The 17,905-nt window shown below is 68.6% G+C and carries 19 protein-coding genes and 1 tRNA gene; 5 read left to right on the forward strand and 15 right to left on the reverse strand.

Annotation, left to right across the window (positions count from 1 at the left end; all coding sequences use genetic code 11):
* Window positions 1–10: 10 nt before the first annotated feature.
* A complete protein-coding gene (locus ACIA03_RS15295) occupies window positions 11–1,312 on the reverse strand; it encodes a Rieske 2Fe-2S domain-containing protein (protein WP_396983831.1) in 1,302 nt (433 codons plus the stop codon).
* Between the two features lie 299 nt (window positions 1,313–1,611).
* On the opposite strand from ACIA03_RS15295, the gene ACIA03_RS15300 reads away from it, so the two are divergent.
* Both ACIA03_RS15300 and ACIA03_RS15305 read left to right on the forward strand, forming a co-directional pair.
* A complete protein-coding gene (locus tag ACIA03_RS15300) occupies window positions 1,612–2,610 on the forward strand; it encodes an NAD(P)/FAD-dependent oxidoreductase (RefSeq protein ID WP_396983833.1) in 999 nt (332 codons plus the stop codon).
* 24 nt (window positions 2,611–2,634) lie between these two features.
* Complete coding sequence (locus ACIA03_RS15305) at window positions 2,635–2,979, forward strand: indolepyruvate ferredoxin oxidoreductase subunit alpha (RefSeq protein ID WP_396983835.1); 345 nt, start codon at window positions 2,635–2,637, stop codon at window positions 2,977–2,979.
* A gap of 121 nt (window positions 2,980–3,100) precedes the next feature.
* On the opposite strand, the gene ACIA03_RS15310 is transcribed toward ACIA03_RS15305, so the two are convergent.
* Window positions 3,101–3,295, reverse strand: coding sequence for a hypothetical protein (locus tag ACIA03_RS15310; protein ID WP_396983837.1), 195 nt, complete (start codon window positions 3,293–3,295; stop codon window positions 3,101–3,103).
* Between the two features lie 210 nt (window positions 3,296–3,505).
* On the opposite strand from ACIA03_RS15310, the gene ACIA03_RS15315 reads away from it, so the two are divergent.
* Window positions 3,506–3,733, forward strand: a complete 228-nt coding sequence (locus ACIA03_RS15315; protein ID WP_396983839.1) for a helix-turn-helix domain-containing protein — start codon at window positions 3,506–3,508, stop codon at window positions 3,731–3,733.
* Window positions 3,734–3,888: 155 nt separating this feature from the next.
* On the opposite strand, the gene ACIA03_RS15320 is transcribed toward ACIA03_RS15315, so the two are convergent.
* The 6 genes from ACIA03_RS15320 to ACIA03_RS15345 all read right to left on the reverse strand — a co-directional run bounded on the left by ACIA03_RS15320 (window position 3,889) and on the right by ACIA03_RS15345 (window position 7,153).
* Window positions 3,889–3,961 (reverse strand) — tRNA-Ala (locus ACIA03_RS15320).
* A 63-nt stretch (window positions 3,962–4,024) separates the two neighbouring features.
* Complete coding sequence (locus tag ACIA03_RS15325) at window positions 4,025–4,645, reverse strand: histidine phosphatase family protein (protein WP_396983841.1); 621 nt, start codon at window positions 4,643–4,645, stop codon at window positions 4,025–4,027.
* Window positions 4,646–4,653: 8 nt separating this feature from the next.
* Window positions 4,654–5,028 carry a ribosome silencing factor gene (gene rsfS, locus ACIA03_RS15330; RefSeq protein ID WP_396983844.1) on the reverse strand — a complete coding sequence of 125 codons (375 nt, stop codon included), beginning with the start codon at window positions 5,026–5,028 and terminating at the stop codon, window positions 4,654–4,656.
* Window positions 5,025–5,699: a nicotinate-nucleotide adenylyltransferase gene (nadD, locus tag ACIA03_RS15335; RefSeq protein WP_396983846.1), complete on the reverse strand. Its 675-nt coding sequence runs from the start codon at window positions 5,697–5,699 to the stop codon at window positions 5,025–5,027. Before nadD ends, rsfS begins: the two co-directional genes overlap by 4 nt.
* An 11-nt stretch (window positions 5,700–5,710) precedes the next feature.
* Window positions 5,711–5,872 (reverse strand): hypothetical protein, encoded by a 162-nt coding sequence (locus ACIA03_RS15340; RefSeq protein WP_160146671.1) that lies wholly within the window; start codon window positions 5,870–5,872, stop codon window positions 5,711–5,713.
* Between the two features lie 30 nt (window positions 5,873–5,902).
* The gene (locus ACIA03_RS15345) at window positions 5,903–7,153 is read right to left on the reverse strand and encodes a glutamate-5-semialdehyde dehydrogenase (RefSeq protein ID WP_396983849.1); all 1,251 of its coding nucleotides are present in this window, start codon (window positions 7,151–7,153) and stop codon (window positions 5,903–5,905) included.
* Between the two features lie 48 nt (window positions 7,154–7,201).
* On the opposite strand from ACIA03_RS15345, the gene ACIA03_RS15350 reads away from it, so the two are divergent.
* The gene (locus ACIA03_RS15350) at window positions 7,202–7,504 is read left to right on the forward strand and encodes a hypothetical protein (RefSeq protein WP_396983851.1); all 303 of its coding nucleotides are present in this window, start codon (window positions 7,202–7,204) and stop codon (window positions 7,502–7,504) included.
* 202 nt (window positions 7,505–7,706) lie between these two features.
* Here the strand turns inward: ACIA03_RS15350 and ACIA03_RS15355 are convergent, their stop codons facing one another.
* The 6 genes from ACIA03_RS15355 to ACIA03_RS15380 form a co-directional block, all read right to left on the reverse strand.
* Window positions 7,707–8,609, reverse strand: coding sequence for a phosphotransferase family protein (locus ACIA03_RS15355; RefSeq protein ID WP_396983853.1), 903 nt, complete (start codon window positions 8,607–8,609; stop codon window positions 7,707–7,709).
* 107 nt (window positions 8,610–8,716) lie between these two features.
* Window positions 8,717–10,003, reverse strand: a complete 1,287-nt coding sequence (locus ACIA03_RS15360) for a phospholipase D-like domain-containing protein (RefSeq protein ID WP_396983855.1) — start codon at window positions 10,001–10,003, stop codon at window positions 8,717–8,719.
* A gap of 138 nt (window positions 10,004–10,141) precedes the next feature.
* Window positions 10,142–11,095 (reverse strand): electron transfer flavoprotein subunit alpha/FixB family protein, encoded by a 954-nt coding sequence (locus tag ACIA03_RS15365; protein ID WP_396983857.1) that lies wholly within the window; start codon window positions 11,093–11,095, stop codon window positions 10,142–10,144.
* Window positions 11,096–11,116: 21 nt separating this feature from the next.
* A complete protein-coding gene (locus ACIA03_RS15370; RefSeq protein WP_396983860.1) occupies window positions 11,117–11,917 on the reverse strand; it encodes an electron transfer flavoprotein subunit beta/FixA family protein in 801 nt (266 codons plus the stop codon).
* A 111-nt stretch (window positions 11,918–12,028) separates the two neighbouring features.
* Window positions 12,029–12,364: a hypothetical protein gene (locus ACIA03_RS15375; protein WP_045548927.1), complete on the reverse strand. Its 336-nt coding sequence runs from the start codon at window positions 12,362–12,364 to the stop codon at window positions 12,029–12,031.
* Window positions 12,365–12,369: 5 nt separating this feature from the next.
* Window positions 12,370–13,161 (reverse strand): enoyl-CoA hydratase/isomerase family protein, encoded by a 792-nt coding sequence (locus ACIA03_RS15380; RefSeq protein ID WP_396983862.1) that lies wholly within the window; start codon window positions 13,159–13,161, stop codon window positions 12,370–12,372.
* Window positions 13,162–13,273: 112 nt separating this feature from the next.
* Here ACIA03_RS15380 and ACIA03_RS15385 point away from each other — a divergent pair, with 112 nt between their 5' ends.
* On the forward strand, window positions 13,274–16,684 hold the full coding sequence (locus ACIA03_RS15385; RefSeq protein WP_396983864.1) for a M36 family metallopeptidase: 3,411 nt from the start codon (window positions 13,274–13,276) through the stop codon (window positions 16,682–16,684).
* Window positions 16,685–16,996: 312 nt separating this feature from the next.
* On the opposite strand, the gene ACIA03_RS15390 is transcribed toward ACIA03_RS15385, so the two are convergent.
* Window positions 16,997–17,905, reverse strand: a 909-nt coding sequence (locus ACIA03_RS15390) for a DUF222 domain-containing protein (protein ID WP_396983866.1), incomplete at its 5' end; no start/stop codon positions are given.

Below are 17,905 nucleotides of genomic sequence, written 5' to 3' on the forward strand. Positions count from 1 at the left end.
GCGGTACTCCTCAGGCCTGGGGATCGATGGGGCGAGGACTGACGGGTTCGAGGGCCTGGGCAGCGAGGCTCTCGAGCCGCTCCTCCGTGACGTCCTCAGCGAGCTTGCGCCACTTCAGCAGCGACTCGTCGGGACGGTAGAGCTTCTCCGGCGGGGCATCGGTGACCTCGACCATCCACTTGTCCTGGCCGGAGAACTGTCCGTGGAACAGCCACCGCACCCAGCCGAGGTACTTGGCATAGAACGGCAGCACCTTCCAGCCCTGGTGGAACTCGGCGAGCACGCCGACGTACAGATGGTCCTTTTCGTCCACGGGGACGTAGAACTCATAGTGGATGAACGTCGGGTACGCGATCCGGAGGACGCCGGGCATGCTCACCGAGGCGAAGCCGGGGAACTCCTGGGCAGCGATCACCGGGTGCGGCGCCTTGCCCGGACCGGTGTTGCCGATGTTCGACACCTGCTTGGGGTCCGTGGGCGGCTTGGACTTATACCAGGCACGGCTCGACCAGGCGCCGAGGCCCGGGTACTCCGCGTCGTAGTGCTGCTCGGTCTGCTGGCGGTAGATCCAGCGGCCCCGCTGCACGATCTTGGTGATGTTCCACACCGGCATCGGCTTGAACAGCCGCCACAGCGCCGTGCGGTGGAGATACTTGGCGTGCCCCTCGTCGTACCCGTTCTCGCAGGCGAAGCGCCAGTTTCCTTCGCGGGGTTGGATCCGGGCGCCGATGACGGCAGGGTTCGACACCAGCTCCTCGGGCAGCTGCTCGTCGATCGGGTGCGGCTTCTCCCCGTCGCCCACGAAGATCCACACCATGCCGAGGCGCTCCTCGACGTCGTACGTCCGCTGAACCACCTTGCCGCAGATCGGGGACTGAGGACCGTCGGTGATCGCCGCGACGAGCTCGCCGGACTCCAGGTCGAAGGTCCAGCCGTGGTAGACGCACGACAACGTGCCCTTGAACTGCTGATTGCCATGGCTGAGCGGCACGCCACGGTGGGGGCACCGGTCGTTGAGGGCGAAGACCTTGCCCTGGTCGCGGAGGATCACTATCTTCTCGCCCAGCAGCGCGACCTGCTTCGGCTTGCTGGTCACCTGGTTCGCGAAACACACGGGATACCAGTAGCCGCGGAACCCGGCATCGGCTGCGTTGTAGTGCGGCCAGCTCCGCCAGTCCTGGCGACCGGGCAGGTGACCGGCGCGGTGCTTGGTCCCACGCTTGTTCGCGGCCTTGCCGACAGGCTTCTTCGTCGGGACGGCGAGGCCAGAGGATGCTTCGGGCGTCGGCAATGAGTTCGCGGTGTGCGTCATGGTGGCTCCGATGGTCAGGATCGCGGCTGCCGCGGGTTCCGCGGGGCCCGGCACGGTAGGTCATCCGGTCGCCGGGAGCACACCACCGGGACCCATGCACCACCAAGGACTGTGGTTCGCCCACCGGAATCCTCGCCACATCGGCACCTTCCGAGCCACGTGAAGGCACGAGATGCGGCAACGGTTCGGTGAGCGATCCACGACGTGACGCCGGCAGCCGGCGCCGTCCTTACAGTCGCCGGAACATTGCGCGCGGCAAGTCTGCCGGGTGACCGATCCGCTCTTCCTAGGAGGTCCAGGTGACCACCGTTCCCTCGATCATCGAGACCGATGTCCTCGTCGTCGGCGCCGGCCCCACGGGCCTGTACGGCGCGTACTACGCAGGTTTCCGAGGCCTCGACACCGTGGTCATCGACGTGCTGCCGCAGGTCGGCGGGCAGGTCATGGCCCTCTACCCCGAGAAGCAGATCCGCGACGTCGCGGCGCTGCCCAGCATCCGCGGCCGGGACTTCGTCGCAGGACTCGCCGCGCAGGCGGCCGCGTTCGACCCCACCTACCTGCTGGGCCGCCAGGCGATCTCGCTCGAACGCGCTGGGGACGGTGTCGTCGTCACGCTCGACGACAACACCGCTGTGCGAGCCCGCGCGGTGGTGGTGACCGCCGGCATCGGCACCCCCAAGCCGCGGCCGCTGGCGGCCGGCTCGGAATGGATCGGAACGGCGCTGTCGTACTTCGTGAGTGACCCCGAGGCCCATCGGGACCAGGACGTCGTCGTGGTCGGCGGCGGCGACTCCGCGCTGGACTGGGCCGACGCCCTGGCCCCGATCGCCCGGTCCATCACGTTGGTGCACCGTCGTACGGCCTTCCGCGGCCACGCCGCGACGCTGGCCCGGGTGCAGGCGAGCCCCAACACCACGATCGTCACCGACAGCGAGGTTCTGGCGTGCGACGGTGACCTCGCCGCCGGTCGCCTGGAAAAGGTCATGCTCAAGCACAACGACGGCACCGAGCAGGTCGTGGCCGCAGACCACGTGATCGCTGCGCTCGGTTTCATCTCCGAGATCGGGCCGCTGCGCAGCTGGGGCCTGGAGCTGCGTGGCCGTTCGATCGCGGTCGACCGCGCGATGCGTACCAACCTCCCGCGCGTCTACGCCGCTGGTGACGTGGCCGACTACGACGGCAAGGTCAAGCTCATGTCGGTCGGCTTCGGCGAGGTTGCGCTCGCGATGAACCACGTCGCTGTGGAGCTGGATCCCGACCTCACCCTTTTCCCCGGTCACTCGACCGACGAAGCCTGACCCTACGAACAGGAGGAAACAGAGATGACCTACATCATCGGCCCCGACTGCATCGACGAGCTGGACCGCTCGTGCATCGAGGTGTGTCCCGTCGACTGCATCTACGTCGGCGACCGCAAGAGCTACATCAACTCCGCAGAGTGCATCGACTGCGGTGCCTGCGAGGTCGAGTGCCCCGTGTCGGCGATCGTCGTCGACCGTGTCGCGAAGAAGAACCCGCTCCTCGCCGAGTTCATGCAGGACTCGGTCGACTTCTTCGGGGCCACGCTTCCTGGGAGGAACGAGCCCCTGGGGGGACCCGGTGGGGCCACCCCTCTCGGTGACCTCGGGGTCGACACGACGTTCGTCGCCAGCTACGTCGCACCGTGAGCGAAGCTCAGGCTCACCCAACCTCGACGCCGTCCACGGCGAAGGTGTTCCTGCCCTGGCCTCGGTGCCGATCAACGACGCTGGCGTCCTCTTCCGGCTCGTGGAAGAGGCGGTCGACGGGCTAGGTGCGTACGGTCTCGACCGACCCGCAACCCCACCGGGCCGCGCCTTGGGTACGCAGGTCATGGTTCGCCTGCACGCTCACGTGCAACTCGTCGGCCAGGTCCCTGACCGAGTAGGACGTCTCGAAGGCGCCGTGGATGACGTTGTCGTCGTGGTCAGCAGTCGTCGAGGAGGCGTCTTGTGTGGCGCTCATGCACCAGCGTTGCGCACCTGTGACCGAGGTCGGCCTCGGACGTGAGACACAAATGAGATAGAGCCTTGTTCTGATCAGGTGTTTCGGTGGAGGTGAGGATGTCTAGGTTCACGACATAGGCGACAGGTGATAGGTGACACCTGAGTCGAGACATCAGCGACACCCTCAGACCTCCCGCATCCGGCCGCTGAGCGATACGAGCGTGCGGCCATGTCCAAGGCCCGTGTCGCCGTCTTGAACGTGATCACCAACGAACTCACCGTCACCGGAGCTGCTGCCCAGTACGGCTACTCCCGTCAACACCTGCACCGACTCCTGGCCCGCTACCGCGACAGTGGCCTCGACGCCGTCGACCCGCAGTCCCGGCGGCCACGCTCCAACCCCGCGCCACCAGCACCACGGTGCGGGAAGAGATCATCGACCTACACCTACGCCTGACCAAAGACGGCCTCGACGCCGGCCCGGGCACCCACCACATCAACCCCGCCACGAGCTACTGGCGAAACACGCAAAGAAGCCCGGGCCGACGGCCCGGGCTTCCTGTCGCATGAGTCGCGACTCAGGTGTCACCTATGTCGCGACTCAACACACCGTGGAGGTGAGGGGACTCGAACCCCTGACCCTCTGCATGCCATGCAGATGCGCTACCAGCTGCGCCACACCCCCGTGGCGTTGTCCCGGTTGATCACCCCGGGCAACGAGAAGAACAGTAGCGGAATGCTCGCACGATCACGAAATCGGGGCCCCCATTCCGTACGTCGCGAGCCGCCAGGGCGCCGACGGGATGAGTCCGGGGGCGGACTCGCGGGCGACGAGCTCGATCCAGGCGCAGTTCGAGAGCGGGGCGAGGGTGGTCACGACGGACGGGTCCCAGCCGAGGAAGGCGGCCAGACCCTGGCGGATGGCGCCGCCGTGAGCGACGACCACGACGGTCTCGCCGGAGGCAACGGTCTCGGCGACGTCGTTCAGCGCAGCCGCGAAGCGCGCCGCGACGGTGTGCCAGGACTCGCCGCCGTAGGGCTCCCAGCTGGCCGGCATCTCACCGAAGCGCTCGAGGATCTGCGCGCGGTTCATCCCCTCGGCCTCCCCGGCGCAGACCTCCCGCAGCCGAGGGTCGTACGCAGCCTCCCGGCCGGTCTCCTCGGCGACGTGGGCAGCGGTCTGCCGTGCCCGCGCCAGGTCCGAGGAGACGAGGCGGGTGACGGCGTAGGTCGTCCCGAGCGCACGAGCGGCGGCCTTGGCCTGCTGGTGGCCGGTCTCGGCCAGCTCGATGTCGGTCTGCCCCTGGTAGCGGCCGTCGGCGTTCCAGGGCGTGACGCCATGGCGGAGCAGGACGATGCGACGAGTCACGACAGCGATCAGCTCTCGGAGACGACGTCGGCGGGCAGCGAGATCGAGGGGCAGTCACGCCAGAGCCGCTCGAGGGCGTAGAACTGGCGCTCCTCCTCGTGCTGGACGTGCACGACGATCTCGCCGTAGTCGAGGAGCACCCAGCGCCCCTCCTTGTGGCCCTCACGGCGCAGCGGCTTGGAGCCGAGGTCACGCAGCTTCAGCTCGACCTCGTCGACGATCGACTGCACCTGCCGCTCGTTGGGGGCCGAGGCCAGCACGAAGGCGTCGGTGATCGCCAGCTGGTCGCTGACGTCGAAGGCCATGATGTGCCCGGCCTTCTTCTCCGAGGCCGCACGCGCGGCGGTGATGGTGAGCTCGATGGCGTGCTCGGTCGCGGTCATTCGCTGTCCTTGGATCGGGGGGCCGTGGATTCCTTGGCCCGGTAGAGGTCGTGCTTGCCGATGTACTGCACCACGCCGTCGGGGACGAGATACCAGACCGGCTCACCACGGTGACGCCGCTCGCGGCAGTCGGAGGACGAGATCGCCAGGGCCGGGATCTCGAGCATGGTGATGCGGTCGGAGGGAATCTTCGCGATGACCTCGGGGTCCATGGAGTATCCCGGACGCGTGCACCCGACGAACTGGGCGAGCTCGAAGAGCTCGTCGGTGTCGCGCCAGGTGAAGATCTCGGCGAGCGCGTCGGCCCCGGTGATGAAGTAGAGTTCGGCGTCCGGCAGCGCCTTGGCGAGATCGCGAAGCGTGTCGCGAGTGTAGGTCCGGCCGGCACGGTCGATGTCGACCCTGCTGACCGTGAAGCGCGGGTTGGCGGCGGTCGCGATGACCGTCATCAGGTAGCGGTGCTCGGCCGGCGAGACGTCTCGGTCGGCCTTCTGCCACGGGTCTCCGGTGGGCACGAAGACGACCTCGTCGAGGTCGAAGAACGACTGCACCTCGGAGGCGGCCACCAGGTGGCCGTGGTGGATGGGGTCGAAGGTGCCACCCATCACCCCGACACGGCGCTTGCCGGTCAGGCCCTCCAGACCTGGCTCGGGCGTTCCCCCGATGCCCATCCGATCAGCGCTCAGGAGTGCTCACGGCCGCCGGCGAACCAGACCAGGACCAGGAGGGCGAAGACGAGGATCGTCAGGGCACTGCCACCGATGACCCACTCGATGCCCGAGGTGCCGTGCTCGGCCCCGTGCTCAGCGGAGGTGATGATGCTCGACACAACAGAGTTCGACATGGCGCACAGATTACCTTGCCCGTCGCCAGGTCAGCGCACGTGCCCGTCCCCGGTGACCACGTACTTCGTCGAGGTCATCTCGGGCAGGCCCATCGGACCACGGGCGTGCAGCTTCTGGGTCGAGATCCCGATCTCCGCGCCGAAGCCGAACTCGCCGCCGTCGGTGAACCGCGTCGAGGCGTTGACCATGACGGCCGCGGAGTCGACGGCGGCGGTGAACCGCCGGGCCGCGCCCAGGTCCTCGGTCACGATCGCCTCGGTGTGACCGCTCGACCAGCGCCGGATGTGGGCGACGGCGGCCTCCAGAGACGGGACGACGGCGGCGCTGATCTTCAGGGCCAGGAACTCGGCCGCGTAGTCCTCGTCGGTGACCGGCTCGACCAGGTCGAAGCCCTGGAAGGCCTCGTCGCCGAGGATCTGCACGCCACGCTCCTGCAGCGCGGGGACGATCTTGGGCAGGAACTCCTTGGCGATGTCGGCGTGCACGAGCAGCGACTCGGCGGAGTTGCACACGCTGGTGCGCTGGGTCTTGGAGTTGATGACGATCGAGACCGCCTTGTCGAGGTCGGCGGCCTTGTCGACATAGACGTGTACGTTGCCCACCCCCGTCTCGATGACCGGCACCGTCGACTCCTCGACGACGCTGCGGATCAGGCCGGCGCCACCGCGCGGGATGAGCACGTCGACCAGCCCACGGGCACGCATCAGCGCCTTGACCGAGTCGTGGCCCTCGCCCGGGACGACCTGGATCACGTCGGCGGGCAGGCCGACGGAGGCGACGGCGTCACGGAGCACCGCGGCGATCGCGACGTTGCTGGAGGCGATGTTGGAGGAGCCTCGCAGCAGTGCCGCGTTGCCGGACTTCAGGCAGATCCCGGCGGCGTCCACCGTCACGTTGGGGCGCGCCTCGTAGATCATCCCGACGACACCGAAAGGCACCCGCACCTGACGCAGCTCGAGGCCGTTGGCGAGGGTGCTGCCGCGTACGACGTCTCCGACGGGGTCCGGGAGGGCGGCCAGCTCGCGGAGCGCGGCGGCGATGCCGTCGAGGCGCTCCGGGGTCAGGGTGAGGCGGTCGATGATGTTGGCCGGGCTGCCCGAGGCCTCGGCACGGGCGACGTCGGTCGCGTTGGCCTCCAGCACCTCGTCGGCCCGCTCGAGGAGCGCGTCGGCCATCGCGTGCAGCGCCGCGTCCTTCACGCCGCGCGGCGCGACCGCGAGCTCGTAGCTCGCCTCGCGCGCCTTCGCCGCCACCTCACGGATCACTGCCTCTGCACTCATGACCAGAAGCCTATGCCGTCAGGCGTGCGCAGCCAGCACCCTTTCGCCGTGCGGACCGCCGTGCGACCGCCGTGCGGACCGATCGGCGACGGTCAGCGCCCGCCGCCCAGGCCGAGCAGCGCGCCCAGGCCGCCGAACGGGCCGACGCTCTCGGACGGCTCCTCCGACTCCTGCGGCTCCGCACTTGCCGAGCCCGAGGGCCTGGCCTTCCGCGGTTCCTTCGTCGGCTTCGGCGCCCCCGTCGCTCGCGTCGACGGCGACGACTCGAGCCGGTCCTTCTTCCGGGCCGGCTTCGCGGGCGACGAGCGCACGGCGCTCTCCTCCAACTCCGACTCGTTCATCGCCGGATAGTCCACCGGCGGCTCGTAGGACCGCCTCACGAACGTGATCCCGGAGGTCGCACCCGCGAAGAGTGCGGCCAGCACAAGCGCCGTGATCCAGGGCGTCCAGCCACGCCACCAAGCTCCGGCAGGGCCCCGAGCCCCGTCGAGATCGCTCACTCCCACAACCATCCCCCATGTTGCGCCGGCACCCATCCGGCACGTCCCGAATCCTAGCGGCGAACGGAGCCCTCCGGGGCGGAGTGGACGTCCCCGGATCGGGCGATCTCGAGCAGGAGGTCGTGCGCCTGGGCGGCCACCGGATTGTCCGTACGCCGCGCCCCCAGCTCGACCAGCGCGACCAGGTCCGCGGAGCGGGCAAGATCGAGGGCATCCGTGGCGCTGCCACCACGCACCGCGACGTAGCCCTCCAGCACCCCCGAGACGTACGCCGCGTCGCGGTCGAACCGCAGCAGGTTGCCGAGATCGGTGAACGGCGAGCCGGCGTGGGCGAACTCCCAGTCGAGCACTGCACGCACACTCAGCGTCTCCGGGTCGATGACGATGTTCTTGGGGTTGAGGTCGCTGTGCACCAGGCTCACCCGGACGACCGGGTCGAGCAGGTACTGGGCGTCGGCGGCCACCTCCCGCAGCCCCGCCATGTCGGCCGGTGACCAGGCCAGACGCTCCGCGTGCGACCCGACCCACTCGGTCAGGTCCACGGCGAACGCGTCGACGCGCAGATCCCTGTCGGCGAAGGTCCCGGCTGTCAGGAACGGCATCCCGGCCAAGGTGGCCGCGACCTCTCCGAGGCCACGCCCGAGCCTGCGCCGTTGTGCCTCGTCCAGGTCCGGGAGCAGCAGGTCGCCGCGTACGCCCTCGACGAACTCGGTCACCAGCAGCGCGGGCATGCCGGTGGCCGGGTCGGCGCGGCGTACCTCCAAGACGTCGGGAACCGGGACGAGGCCGCGCACCAGGCGGTGCAGGGCCTCCTGGATCTCCGCGGCCTGCGGATGGTGGCGGGGGTCGGCGAAGACCCGCACGACCGACCTCTCCCCACCGGCCTCTGCCAGGAACGTCTCACCCGACCAGCCGTCGAGCGGCTGGAGGCCCCCACCGAGTTCACCGAAGCTCACGCGACCACGTCCGTAGCGCAAGCGCCAGGATACGAACGTGGTCGCGTGCCGTTTGGATGGTTCACTCGCTGACGCTCGCTCACCCGGCGAGGTTAGCGGCCCGACGGTCAGGCGCAGGGACGGGTCTTCGGCTGCAGGTAGATCCGGTGGGTCGCCCGCGAGCTGTCCCACATCTTGTTGAACCGGGCGGTGTAGGCCTGGTAGTAGGTCTTCGAGGTGAACCGGAAGGTGACCTCGTCGTTGCTGAAGGACGGCGGCGACCAGTTCTCCGAACCGGTCCAGACGCTGAGGGTGCCCCTGTCGTTGAAGCGGCCGTTGACGCTCATCCACTTGTAGTGGGAGTAGCAGCGCGAGCCGTAGACGATGTTGTCGCCGCTGGTCGACTTCTTCTGGCCCCAGTCCCAGGCGGCGTCGCGCGCCGGGATGCCGACGGCCCGCAGCTTGCGGTAGACCGCGTCGTCGGTGACCGACCCGATCACCCGGACCACGCAGCCGCGCTTCTTCAGCCGGACGACCTCGTCGGCGATGCGCTCACCACGGCGGCCGTACCAGGCATACATGTGGATCCGCAGGATCGTCTTGCCCCTGGTGCCGTAGCCGCTGGGCGCGCTGCAGCCGATCAGACGCAACCGGTCGATCACCCGGTCGCCGCTGCTGCGGGCGTATACCTCGTCACTGGTCGTGCCCGTGCGCTGACGCTGGAAGCCGACGGACGTGCCGCCACCGGTCCAGGTCACGTAGCGCGGCGAGGCCTTCTGGTCGGCCTTGAGCTCGTTGAACATCCGCAGCCAGGTCTTCCACAGGCTGTCGCTGGCATAGATCGTCTGGGCGTCGTTCCACTGCGAACCGGCCGCACCGCCACCGAGGTTGCCGGAGCTGTTGATGATGACGTTGCGCTTGGAGCCGATCTGGGTGAACGAGTGGATCTTGATGTGCAGGTTGCCCGTGTCGTATCCACGGCAGGCGCCGGCGCAGCCATAGATGAAGCTCGCCCGGGAGCGCCTCGTGCCAAGTTCTCCGGCGAGGTTCCGCTCCCCGCTGCTCCACATCTTCCGGTTGACCAGGATCTGCACGTGCACACCACGCTTGTGCGCGGCGATCAGATGCTTGACGGTGTCGGCGCGGTCCAGGTTGTAGGTGACGAACCGGATGTAGGAGCCCGCGGGCGCGTTGATGACGCTGTTGTTGATCCGGTGGACGATGAAGTTGCGCTGGGTCGCGTCACCGGTCGGGTTGTTGAAGAACGGCCCCGCCGGCGGGGACCAGGTCGCCGCGCTCGCCGGTGTCGAGACCACGGACATCGTCGCCACGACGAGTGCCGCCACGCAGCCGGCCACAGCCGACGCAATCGAGATCTTCCGGGTCGTCCCCGACCTCAGCACATTCCCCCACATGCGGCCGGACTATACCCAGCGACGTATGTGCCGCAACGACAATTCCGAGAACCCGATGCCAAACAGAAAGAAACCCGCCTCCGAGCTGTGCTCGGAGGCGGGTTTTCGGGACGTACGGCCCGGGAATCTACTCGATCGTCAGCCCTTGGCGGCCTTCACGGCCTCGGTGACGGCGGGCAGGACGGTGTGCAGGTCGCCCACGACGCCGAAGTCGACGAGCTCGAAGATCGGCGCCTCCTCGTCCTTGTTGACCGCGACGATGGTCTTCGAGGTCTGCATACCGGCACGGTGCTGGATCGCACCGGAGATCCCGTTGGCCACGTAGAGCTGCGGGGAGACGGTCTTACCGGTCTGGCCGACCTGGAAGGTGTGCGGCATCCAGCCGGAGTCGACCGCGGCACGCGAGGCACCGACGGCGGCACCGAGCGCGTCGGCGAGACCCTCGACGGCGGAGAAGTCACCGCCGGTGCCACGACCACCGGAGACCACGATGGCGGCCTCGGTGAGCTCGGGGCGACCCGAGGCCTTACGCGGCTGGGAGGCCACGATCTGGGCGGTCTTGGCGGCATCCGAGATGGTCACCTCGAACGGGGTGACCGCGGCGGCGCCGGCCTTCTCGACCGGAGCGGCCGAGTTGGGCTTGACCGTGATGATCGGGGTGCCCTTGGTGACCTTGCCCTTGACCGTGAAGTTGCCGGCGAAGACGGACTGGGTCGCCACACCGGACTCGTCGAGGTCGACGGCGTCGGTGATCAGACCGGAGTCGAGCTTGATCGCCAGGCGGGCGGCGACCTCCTTGTTCTCCGCGGAGGAGGGCAGCAGGATCGCGGCCGGGGAGGCGGTGCCGGCCAGCTGCGCGAGCGCCTCGGCCTTCGGGGCCACCAGGTAGCCCTTGATCTGGGCGTCGTCGATGACGTAGACCTTCTCGGCGCCGTAGCCCTTGACGGCCTCCGCGGCACCCGCGGCGCCGTCGGCGCCACCGATGTAGACCGCGGAGGGCTCGCCGAGCTTGGCGGCCAGGGTGAGCAGCTCGTAGGTCGGCTTCTTGACCTGACCAGCCACGTGGTCGATGAGAACGAGAACTTCAGCCATGATTCAGAATCCTTCCCGGCCTCAGATGAACTTCTTGGACGCGAGGAACTCGGCCAGCGCCTTGGCGCCCGAGCCGTCCTCGTCGGTGACGATCTCACCGGCGGTACGCGGAGGACGGGCCGCCGTCTCCTCGACCGCGGTGTACGCAGCGGCCAGACCGACCTGGGAGGCGTCGACACCGAGGTCGGCCAGCGACCACGTGTCCAGCGGCTTCTTCTTGGCCGCCATGATGCCCTTGAAGGACGGGTAGCGGGCCTCGCCCGACTGGTCGGTGACCGAGAGGACCAGCGGCAGCGTGCCGCCGATGACCTCGGTCGCGACGTCGCCGTCACGCTTGATACGGACCTGGTCGCCCTGGGTCTCCACGACCGAGGCGAGGGTGACCTGCGGCAGGCCGAGACGCTCGGCCAGCATCGCCGGTACGACGCTCATGCCGGCGTCGGTCGAGGCCAGACCGCCGACCACGAGGTCGACCTTGGTCTCGGCGCCGATCTTCTCGATCGCCTTGGCGAGCACCAGCGAGGTGGCGATGGCGTCGGAGCCGGCGATCGCGTCGTCGACGACGTGGACGGCCTTGTCGGCGCCCATCTGCAGCGCCTTGCGCACCGCAGCCTCGGCCGCCTCGGGACCAACGGTCAGCGCGGTGACGGTGATCTCCTCGCCGTCACGCTTCTCCTTGATCTGCAACGACTGCTCAACCGCGTACTCATCGAGCTCGGAGAGCAGACCGTCGACGTTCACGCGGTCGACGGTGAAGTCGTCCTCGAACTGCCGGTCCGCGGTCGCGTCCGGCACGTACTTCACAAGCACAACAATGTTCATGGTGGTGCGGCCTTGCCGGCCCCTCCTGGAATGGTCGTAGTTCGCCAGCGATGTTACCCGTCAGTCACATAGGGATGACAGGTGCCTACGCGTTGAGAATGTCACATGGCCTCAGGGTCTGATGAAACCAGCCACGATCCGGCCGACGATCAGCCACGCAAGGGCGCCGAGGCCCCAGTTGAAGAGCGCGTTCTTGATCTCCGCGTCCTCGCCGCCGAACTGTTTGATGCCGTTCTCACGCGAGAACAGACCGAGGTCGGCGGTGTCTGCGGCGTTGAGCACGAAGTCGACCAGGGAGTTGCCCTGGTTGGCCTTGAGCGCGATCAGCAGAGCTCCGATCGCCAGCGCCAGCGCGGCGATCAGTGCGATCACCCAGACCACTCGGGAGGCGTAGGACCGGACGGTCTTGACCACGCCCGGACCGTCCGCCGTCTTGGTGTCGGACACGAGACTCACTTCCCTTCGAAGTTGGCTTTGCCGGGGCCGTTCTCCAGGAACGATGTCATCCCGGTCTGGGAATCCTGCGTCGCGAACACGCCGGCGAACTGCTGCTGCTCGATGGCTAGCCCGGTGGCGAGGTCCACTCCCAGGCCCTTGTCGATCGCCGTCTTCGCCGCCGCCAGCGCGTACGGGGCCGCCTTCTTGAACTGGCTCGCCCACGCGATCGCCTCCTCATAGACCGAGGCCGCCGGCACGAGCCGGTCGACCAAGCCGATTGCAAGCGCCTCGTCTGCCTTGACGAAGCGGCCCGAGAAGATCAGGTCCTTGGCCGTGGACGGCCCGACCAGTCGTGCCAGCCGCTGGGTCCCACCAGCGCCGGGGATGATGCCGAGCAGCACCTCCGGCTGTCCGAAGGTCGCGTCGTCGGCGGCGATCCGGTAGTCGGCCGCGAGCGCCAGCTCGCAGCCGCCGCCCAGCGCATAGCCGGTCACCGCGGCCACCACCGGCTTCGGGATCTCCGCGACCGCGGTGACCGCGGCCTGCACGCCCGCGACCCGCTTCGCCATCTCGGAGTAGGAGAGGCCGGCCATCTCCTTGACGTCGTTGCCGGCGGCGAACAGCTTCTCGCCGCCATAGACGACCACCGCGCGTACGTCGTCGTTGGCCGCCGCCTCGGTCGCGACCGCGAGCAGCTCGGCCTGCACCTGGAAGCTGATCGCGTTCATCTTGGGCCGGTCGAGCCGGATCGTGCCGATGCCGTCCTCGACGGTCAGCTTGACGAACTCGGAGGAGATGTCACTCATGTCACGGCACCTTAGTGGGTCGGCACGCCATCTCGCTGAAACGCCTATTGGATCGTTACGCGACGAGGTTAGTGGCGCGTAACCCCACCGGGTAAAGGGACGTTTCAATAACATGACCGATATTCGTTCCAGTCGCGCCAGGGTGAGTCTGGGTGCCCTGCTGAGCCTCGCCCTCGGCGCGTTCGTGCTGGCGACGCCGGTCTCGGGTGCCGCGCTCTCCACCACTGACAACACCACCGACAAGGCCGAGGCCGCCCGCTCCGGCGGGCTTCTCGGTCACGAGGCCGATACCGGCCTGGACGTACGCGACCGCGTGCTGCCCACCTCGACCCAGGAGTCCGCGGCCCAGGCGCTGGACGCCGTCGACATCCGCTGGAACGCCCACGGGACGCCGACCTCGCTGATCACGGCCGACGGCGTACTGGCCGCGGCCGGCTCCTCGGACCCGGTCGTCGCCGCCCGGAACTTCCTCGACGACAACGCCGCGGTCTTCGGGCTCACCGCGGCCCAGATGGACGACCTCGAGCTGGTCAGTGACCAGAAGCTGGCCGGCGGGGGCGGCCATGCGGTGCTCTTCCGGCAGACCTACGACGGTCTGTCCGCAGCCACCGAGGGGCTGGTCACCGTGGGCGTGGCCGACGGCGACATCGCCTACGTCTCCTCCTCGTTGTCCAAGGTGAGCGGCGACGTCGCCGAGCCGACGTTGAGCCCGACCGAGGCGTGGCTGAAGGCCGCCGCCTCGGCCGGCCGCCCGATCTCCGGCTCGAAGGTCGGCGAGATCGTCACCGACGCGGCGGCGAAGCTGACCGACTGGACGAAGCTGACCGTGCCCGGCCTGGCGACCGACCAGCTGGTGCGGCTACGGGCGTTCCCGGTGCCCGGCGAGGGCGTACGCCCCGTCTTCCAGGCCACCGTCGTCGACTCCGCCGCCGCCACCCTGCTGGGGCAGACGGTGCTGGTCGACGCGGTCACCGGTGAGGTGCTGTGGCGCCACGACAACGTCGACCACGAGAACGAGGTCGAGGGGCCGTTCACCGGCACCGCGCTCGGTGCCTGCGGTCCGAAGCACACCTTCGAGATCTCCGACGACAAGACCCGCACGCTGGCCGCCGTCGCGGTCGGGCTGCCCACCGACGACTTCACCGTGAAGCTCTTCGCCCCCGACGGAAAACTGCTCGTGGAAGGTGACCTGCTCACCAGCCCTGAGACGGCGACCTACACCGCCGACAAGATCGACCCGGGGACGTACGCGGTCCAGGTCTGTCCCTTCGACGACTCGCTCCTCGTCGGCAGCTACACGGTCACCGTCGCCTCCTCCGATGCCGGGGCGGAGTCCGGTGACCTGCCGGGCAGCAACCCGCGCTGGTCCTACTTCCCGGGCACGCCCGACGCCGCCTCGACCGGCGGTGAGGCGGTTCCCGCCAACGACGTGATCGCCTGCTGGACCAAGGTGGCCGACTGCACCGGGCCGCAGCTGAAGAGCCTGGCCAACGCCGGCCCGTGGGACACGCTGCTCAGCACGACCGTCGGGGTGCCGAGCCTGACCACGATCGGCAACAACGCCAACACCCACGAGGGCTGGCTCTCGCCGCTGGCCGCCGGTGGGCTCGAGCAGGCGCCGATCTCGCCGCTGCGCGACTACTCCGGCACGTTCACCGACACCTGGAACAACTCCAAGTGCGACCCCACGACCCTCGTGCCGGGTGGCAACGACGTCAACTACGTGGTCGGCAACCTGTTCGCCAGCCACAACCGGATGCACGACTGGTCCTACTTCCTCGGCTTCACCGAGGAGAACTACAACCTGCAGACCGACAACCTCGGTCGTGGCGGTCGCGGGCTCGACGCCGAGGTCGGCAACGCGCAGGCTGCGGCGCTCGACTCGCAGGTCATCGAGCAGAGCGGCCTGCTGACCGGTCGTAACAACGCCAACCAGCTCACCCTGATGGACGGCGTGCCGGGCGTCACGAACCAATACCTGTTCCAGCCGGTCCCCGGCGCCTTCTACGCGCCCTGCACCGACGGGTCGCTGGACTTCGGGATCGTGGGCCATGAGTACACCCACGCCATCTCCAACCGGATGGTCGGCGGCCCCGACGACGGGCTGACCTCGGAGCAGGGGGGCGCGATGGGCGAGTCCTGGAGCGACCTGGCCGCGGCCGAGCACATGTTCGCCCACGACCTCTACAACGGCGGCAGCCCGTGGGCCGTCGGCTCCTACGCCACCGGCAACACCGACGTCGCGATCCGCGACTTCGCGATCGACAGGAACCCGCTCAACTTCTCCGACTACGGTTTCGACAGCACCGGCCCGGAGGTTCACGCCGACGGTGAGATCTGGAACGGCACGATGTGGTCGGTGCGGAAGGCGCTGGTCGACAAGTACGACGCGACCTACCCCTACGCCGACAAGGCCCTGCAGTTGCGCTGCTCGGACGGGACCACGACGGCTTCGCCGTTGCCCGCCGACAAGTGCCCCGGCAACCGCCGCTGGATCCAGCTGGTCTTCGACTCGTTCCTGCTCCAGCAGGGAGCGACCTCGATGCTGGACGCCCGCGATGCGTTCCTGGCCGCCGACCAGATGCGCTTCGGCGGTGCCAACCGCCAGGTGATCGCGGACGCGTTCGCACGGCGCGGCATGGGTCAGTACGCCACCACCACCGCCGACGGTGACGAGCCGACCCCGAGCTTCGCCTCACCGGCCTCGCGCAACGTCAAGGTCACCTTCAGTGCGCCCGCGTCGGGGAAGGTCTACGTCGGTCGTTTCGAGGCGCGGGCGACCCCGATCGCCGACACGGACACCGCCACCGCGCTCGGGTCGGTCGCGCATTTCGTCCCCGGGACGTACGAGCTGGTCTTCGTCTCCAAGACCGGCGGCGCCCAGCGCAAGACCGTCACGATCTCACCGACGGAGATCACCAAGACGATCTCCTTCGCCTCCGCCACGAACCTCGCGGCTGCGGCGAACGGGGCCGAGGTGATCACCTCGACCGCGGGCTCCCGCAACCCGGCCGCGCTGATCGACGGCACCGAGAGCACCAACTGGGGCGGGGTGACCGAGGGCAACGTGGACGCCACTACGCCCTCGATCGCCGTCGACCTGGCCGGTGGGACCCGCACGGTGAAGACGGTCAACGTCAGCGCCTACCTGTCGCCGGCGACCGACACCGACGCCGACTCCGGGTCGCGTTTCACCGCACTGCGGAAGTTCGCGCTGGAGGCGTGCGTCTCCGCGTGCGACACCGCCGGGGCGACCTGGAAGCGCTTCTACACCTCGGCCGACGACGCCTTCCCCGGAAAGCGCCCGAGGCCGGTCGCGCCCAACCTCAACATGCGCACCTTCGACGTCCCCGACACCTCCGCCGCGGCGGTACGTCTGGTGGCGCTGGAGAACCAGTGCACGGGCTACGACGGCTACGCCGGTGAGCAGGACGGCGACCCGCTCACCACCACCGACTGCAAGACCGGCTCGGACCGCGGGACGATCGTCCACGCCGCCGAGCTGCAGATCTTCGGTCAGTGACCCTGGCGTCTCGGTGTCCTGCCGGGCAGGACACCGAGACGCCCTCGTTCTTGATTCGGTTCGGTCTGCTCTTGACTCTTGGGCTGGTGGCCGCCGACCCGTTACGCAGGGTGTTCTCGGTCTGGCCCGGAATCCTTGGGTCGCGCACGTGCTTGGGATCTCGGGCCTGCCGAGACGTCACTCGCGTCGGCCGAGTGGGCACTTGATTGCCAACTCGGCCGACGTACCTGACGTCTCGGCCGACGCGGGTGACGCCTCGGCCGACGTACGTCGCCTGATCGACTAGTGACCGGAGCAGCGGACCGCTCTGAGTCAGCCCGTTCGGGCAGCCCTGGTGAACCGGATCCGTCCGTCCGGGAGCCGCTCGTAGGTGTGGTTGGGGTCGTGGATGCGGCGATGATCGCCAGGACACAGCAAGACCATGTTGGCCAGATCGGTTCGGCCGCCTTGGGACCAGGGTTTCAGGTGGTGGGCCTCGGTCCACGCTGCTGGGGCGTCGCAGTCTTCGGCCTGACAACACTTGTCTCTCAGCCGGAGTGCTCGGTGTTGGATCGGATACGCCAGCCGGGCGGTGCGGCCGAAGTCGAGGATCTCGGAATCGGTGCCGAGCACGACCGGGATCAGGTCGGCGTTGCAGGCCATCCGGCGGGCTTCGGCGGCGGTGATCTTCTCTCCGTCGAAACCCAGGGCTGCGGTGCCGAGGTCCTTGCGGAGGTCCTCCACACTCATCGTGATGAACACCGTGGTCCCGTGCCCACCATGCCGGGGCAACTGGTCAACGTCATAGGTCTCGATCACCCGGGCGAACGCCTGGCCCAGCAGCCGGTCAAAGGGTGCTTTGACGCCCTTGTCCTCGGCCGACCATTTCCTGGGTTGGGCCAGGGAGTCCAAGAGCGTCCGCAACCGGACCCCGACCGCGCGAGAGACCCGGGCGTGGATGTCGATGGTGCCGTCGCCGTTGTCGCGGGAGGAGAAGAAGGTGCGCCGCTGCGCCCGTTCTTCCTCACGCTGCAGCGCCTTGGCCTCAGCCTGCTCGAATCGGTCGGGGTCGATCTCGGCCAGGATCCGTTTGCCGATGATCTTCAGCTCGTTCGCGGTCAACCGGGTCGCGTACTCGACCAGCAGCTTCTCGGCCAGGACCAGGTCTTCGCCGCTGGCGGCGGGGTCGGTCTCGATCGCGTCGAGGGCCTGGGTGATCACCCGGGCCTTGTCCTGCGACAC

It is taken from the genome of Nocardioides sp. NPDC051685 (assembly GCF_044453405.1).
Lineage (GTDB): Bacteria > Actinomycetota > Actinomycetes > Propionibacteriales > Nocardioidaceae > Nocardioides.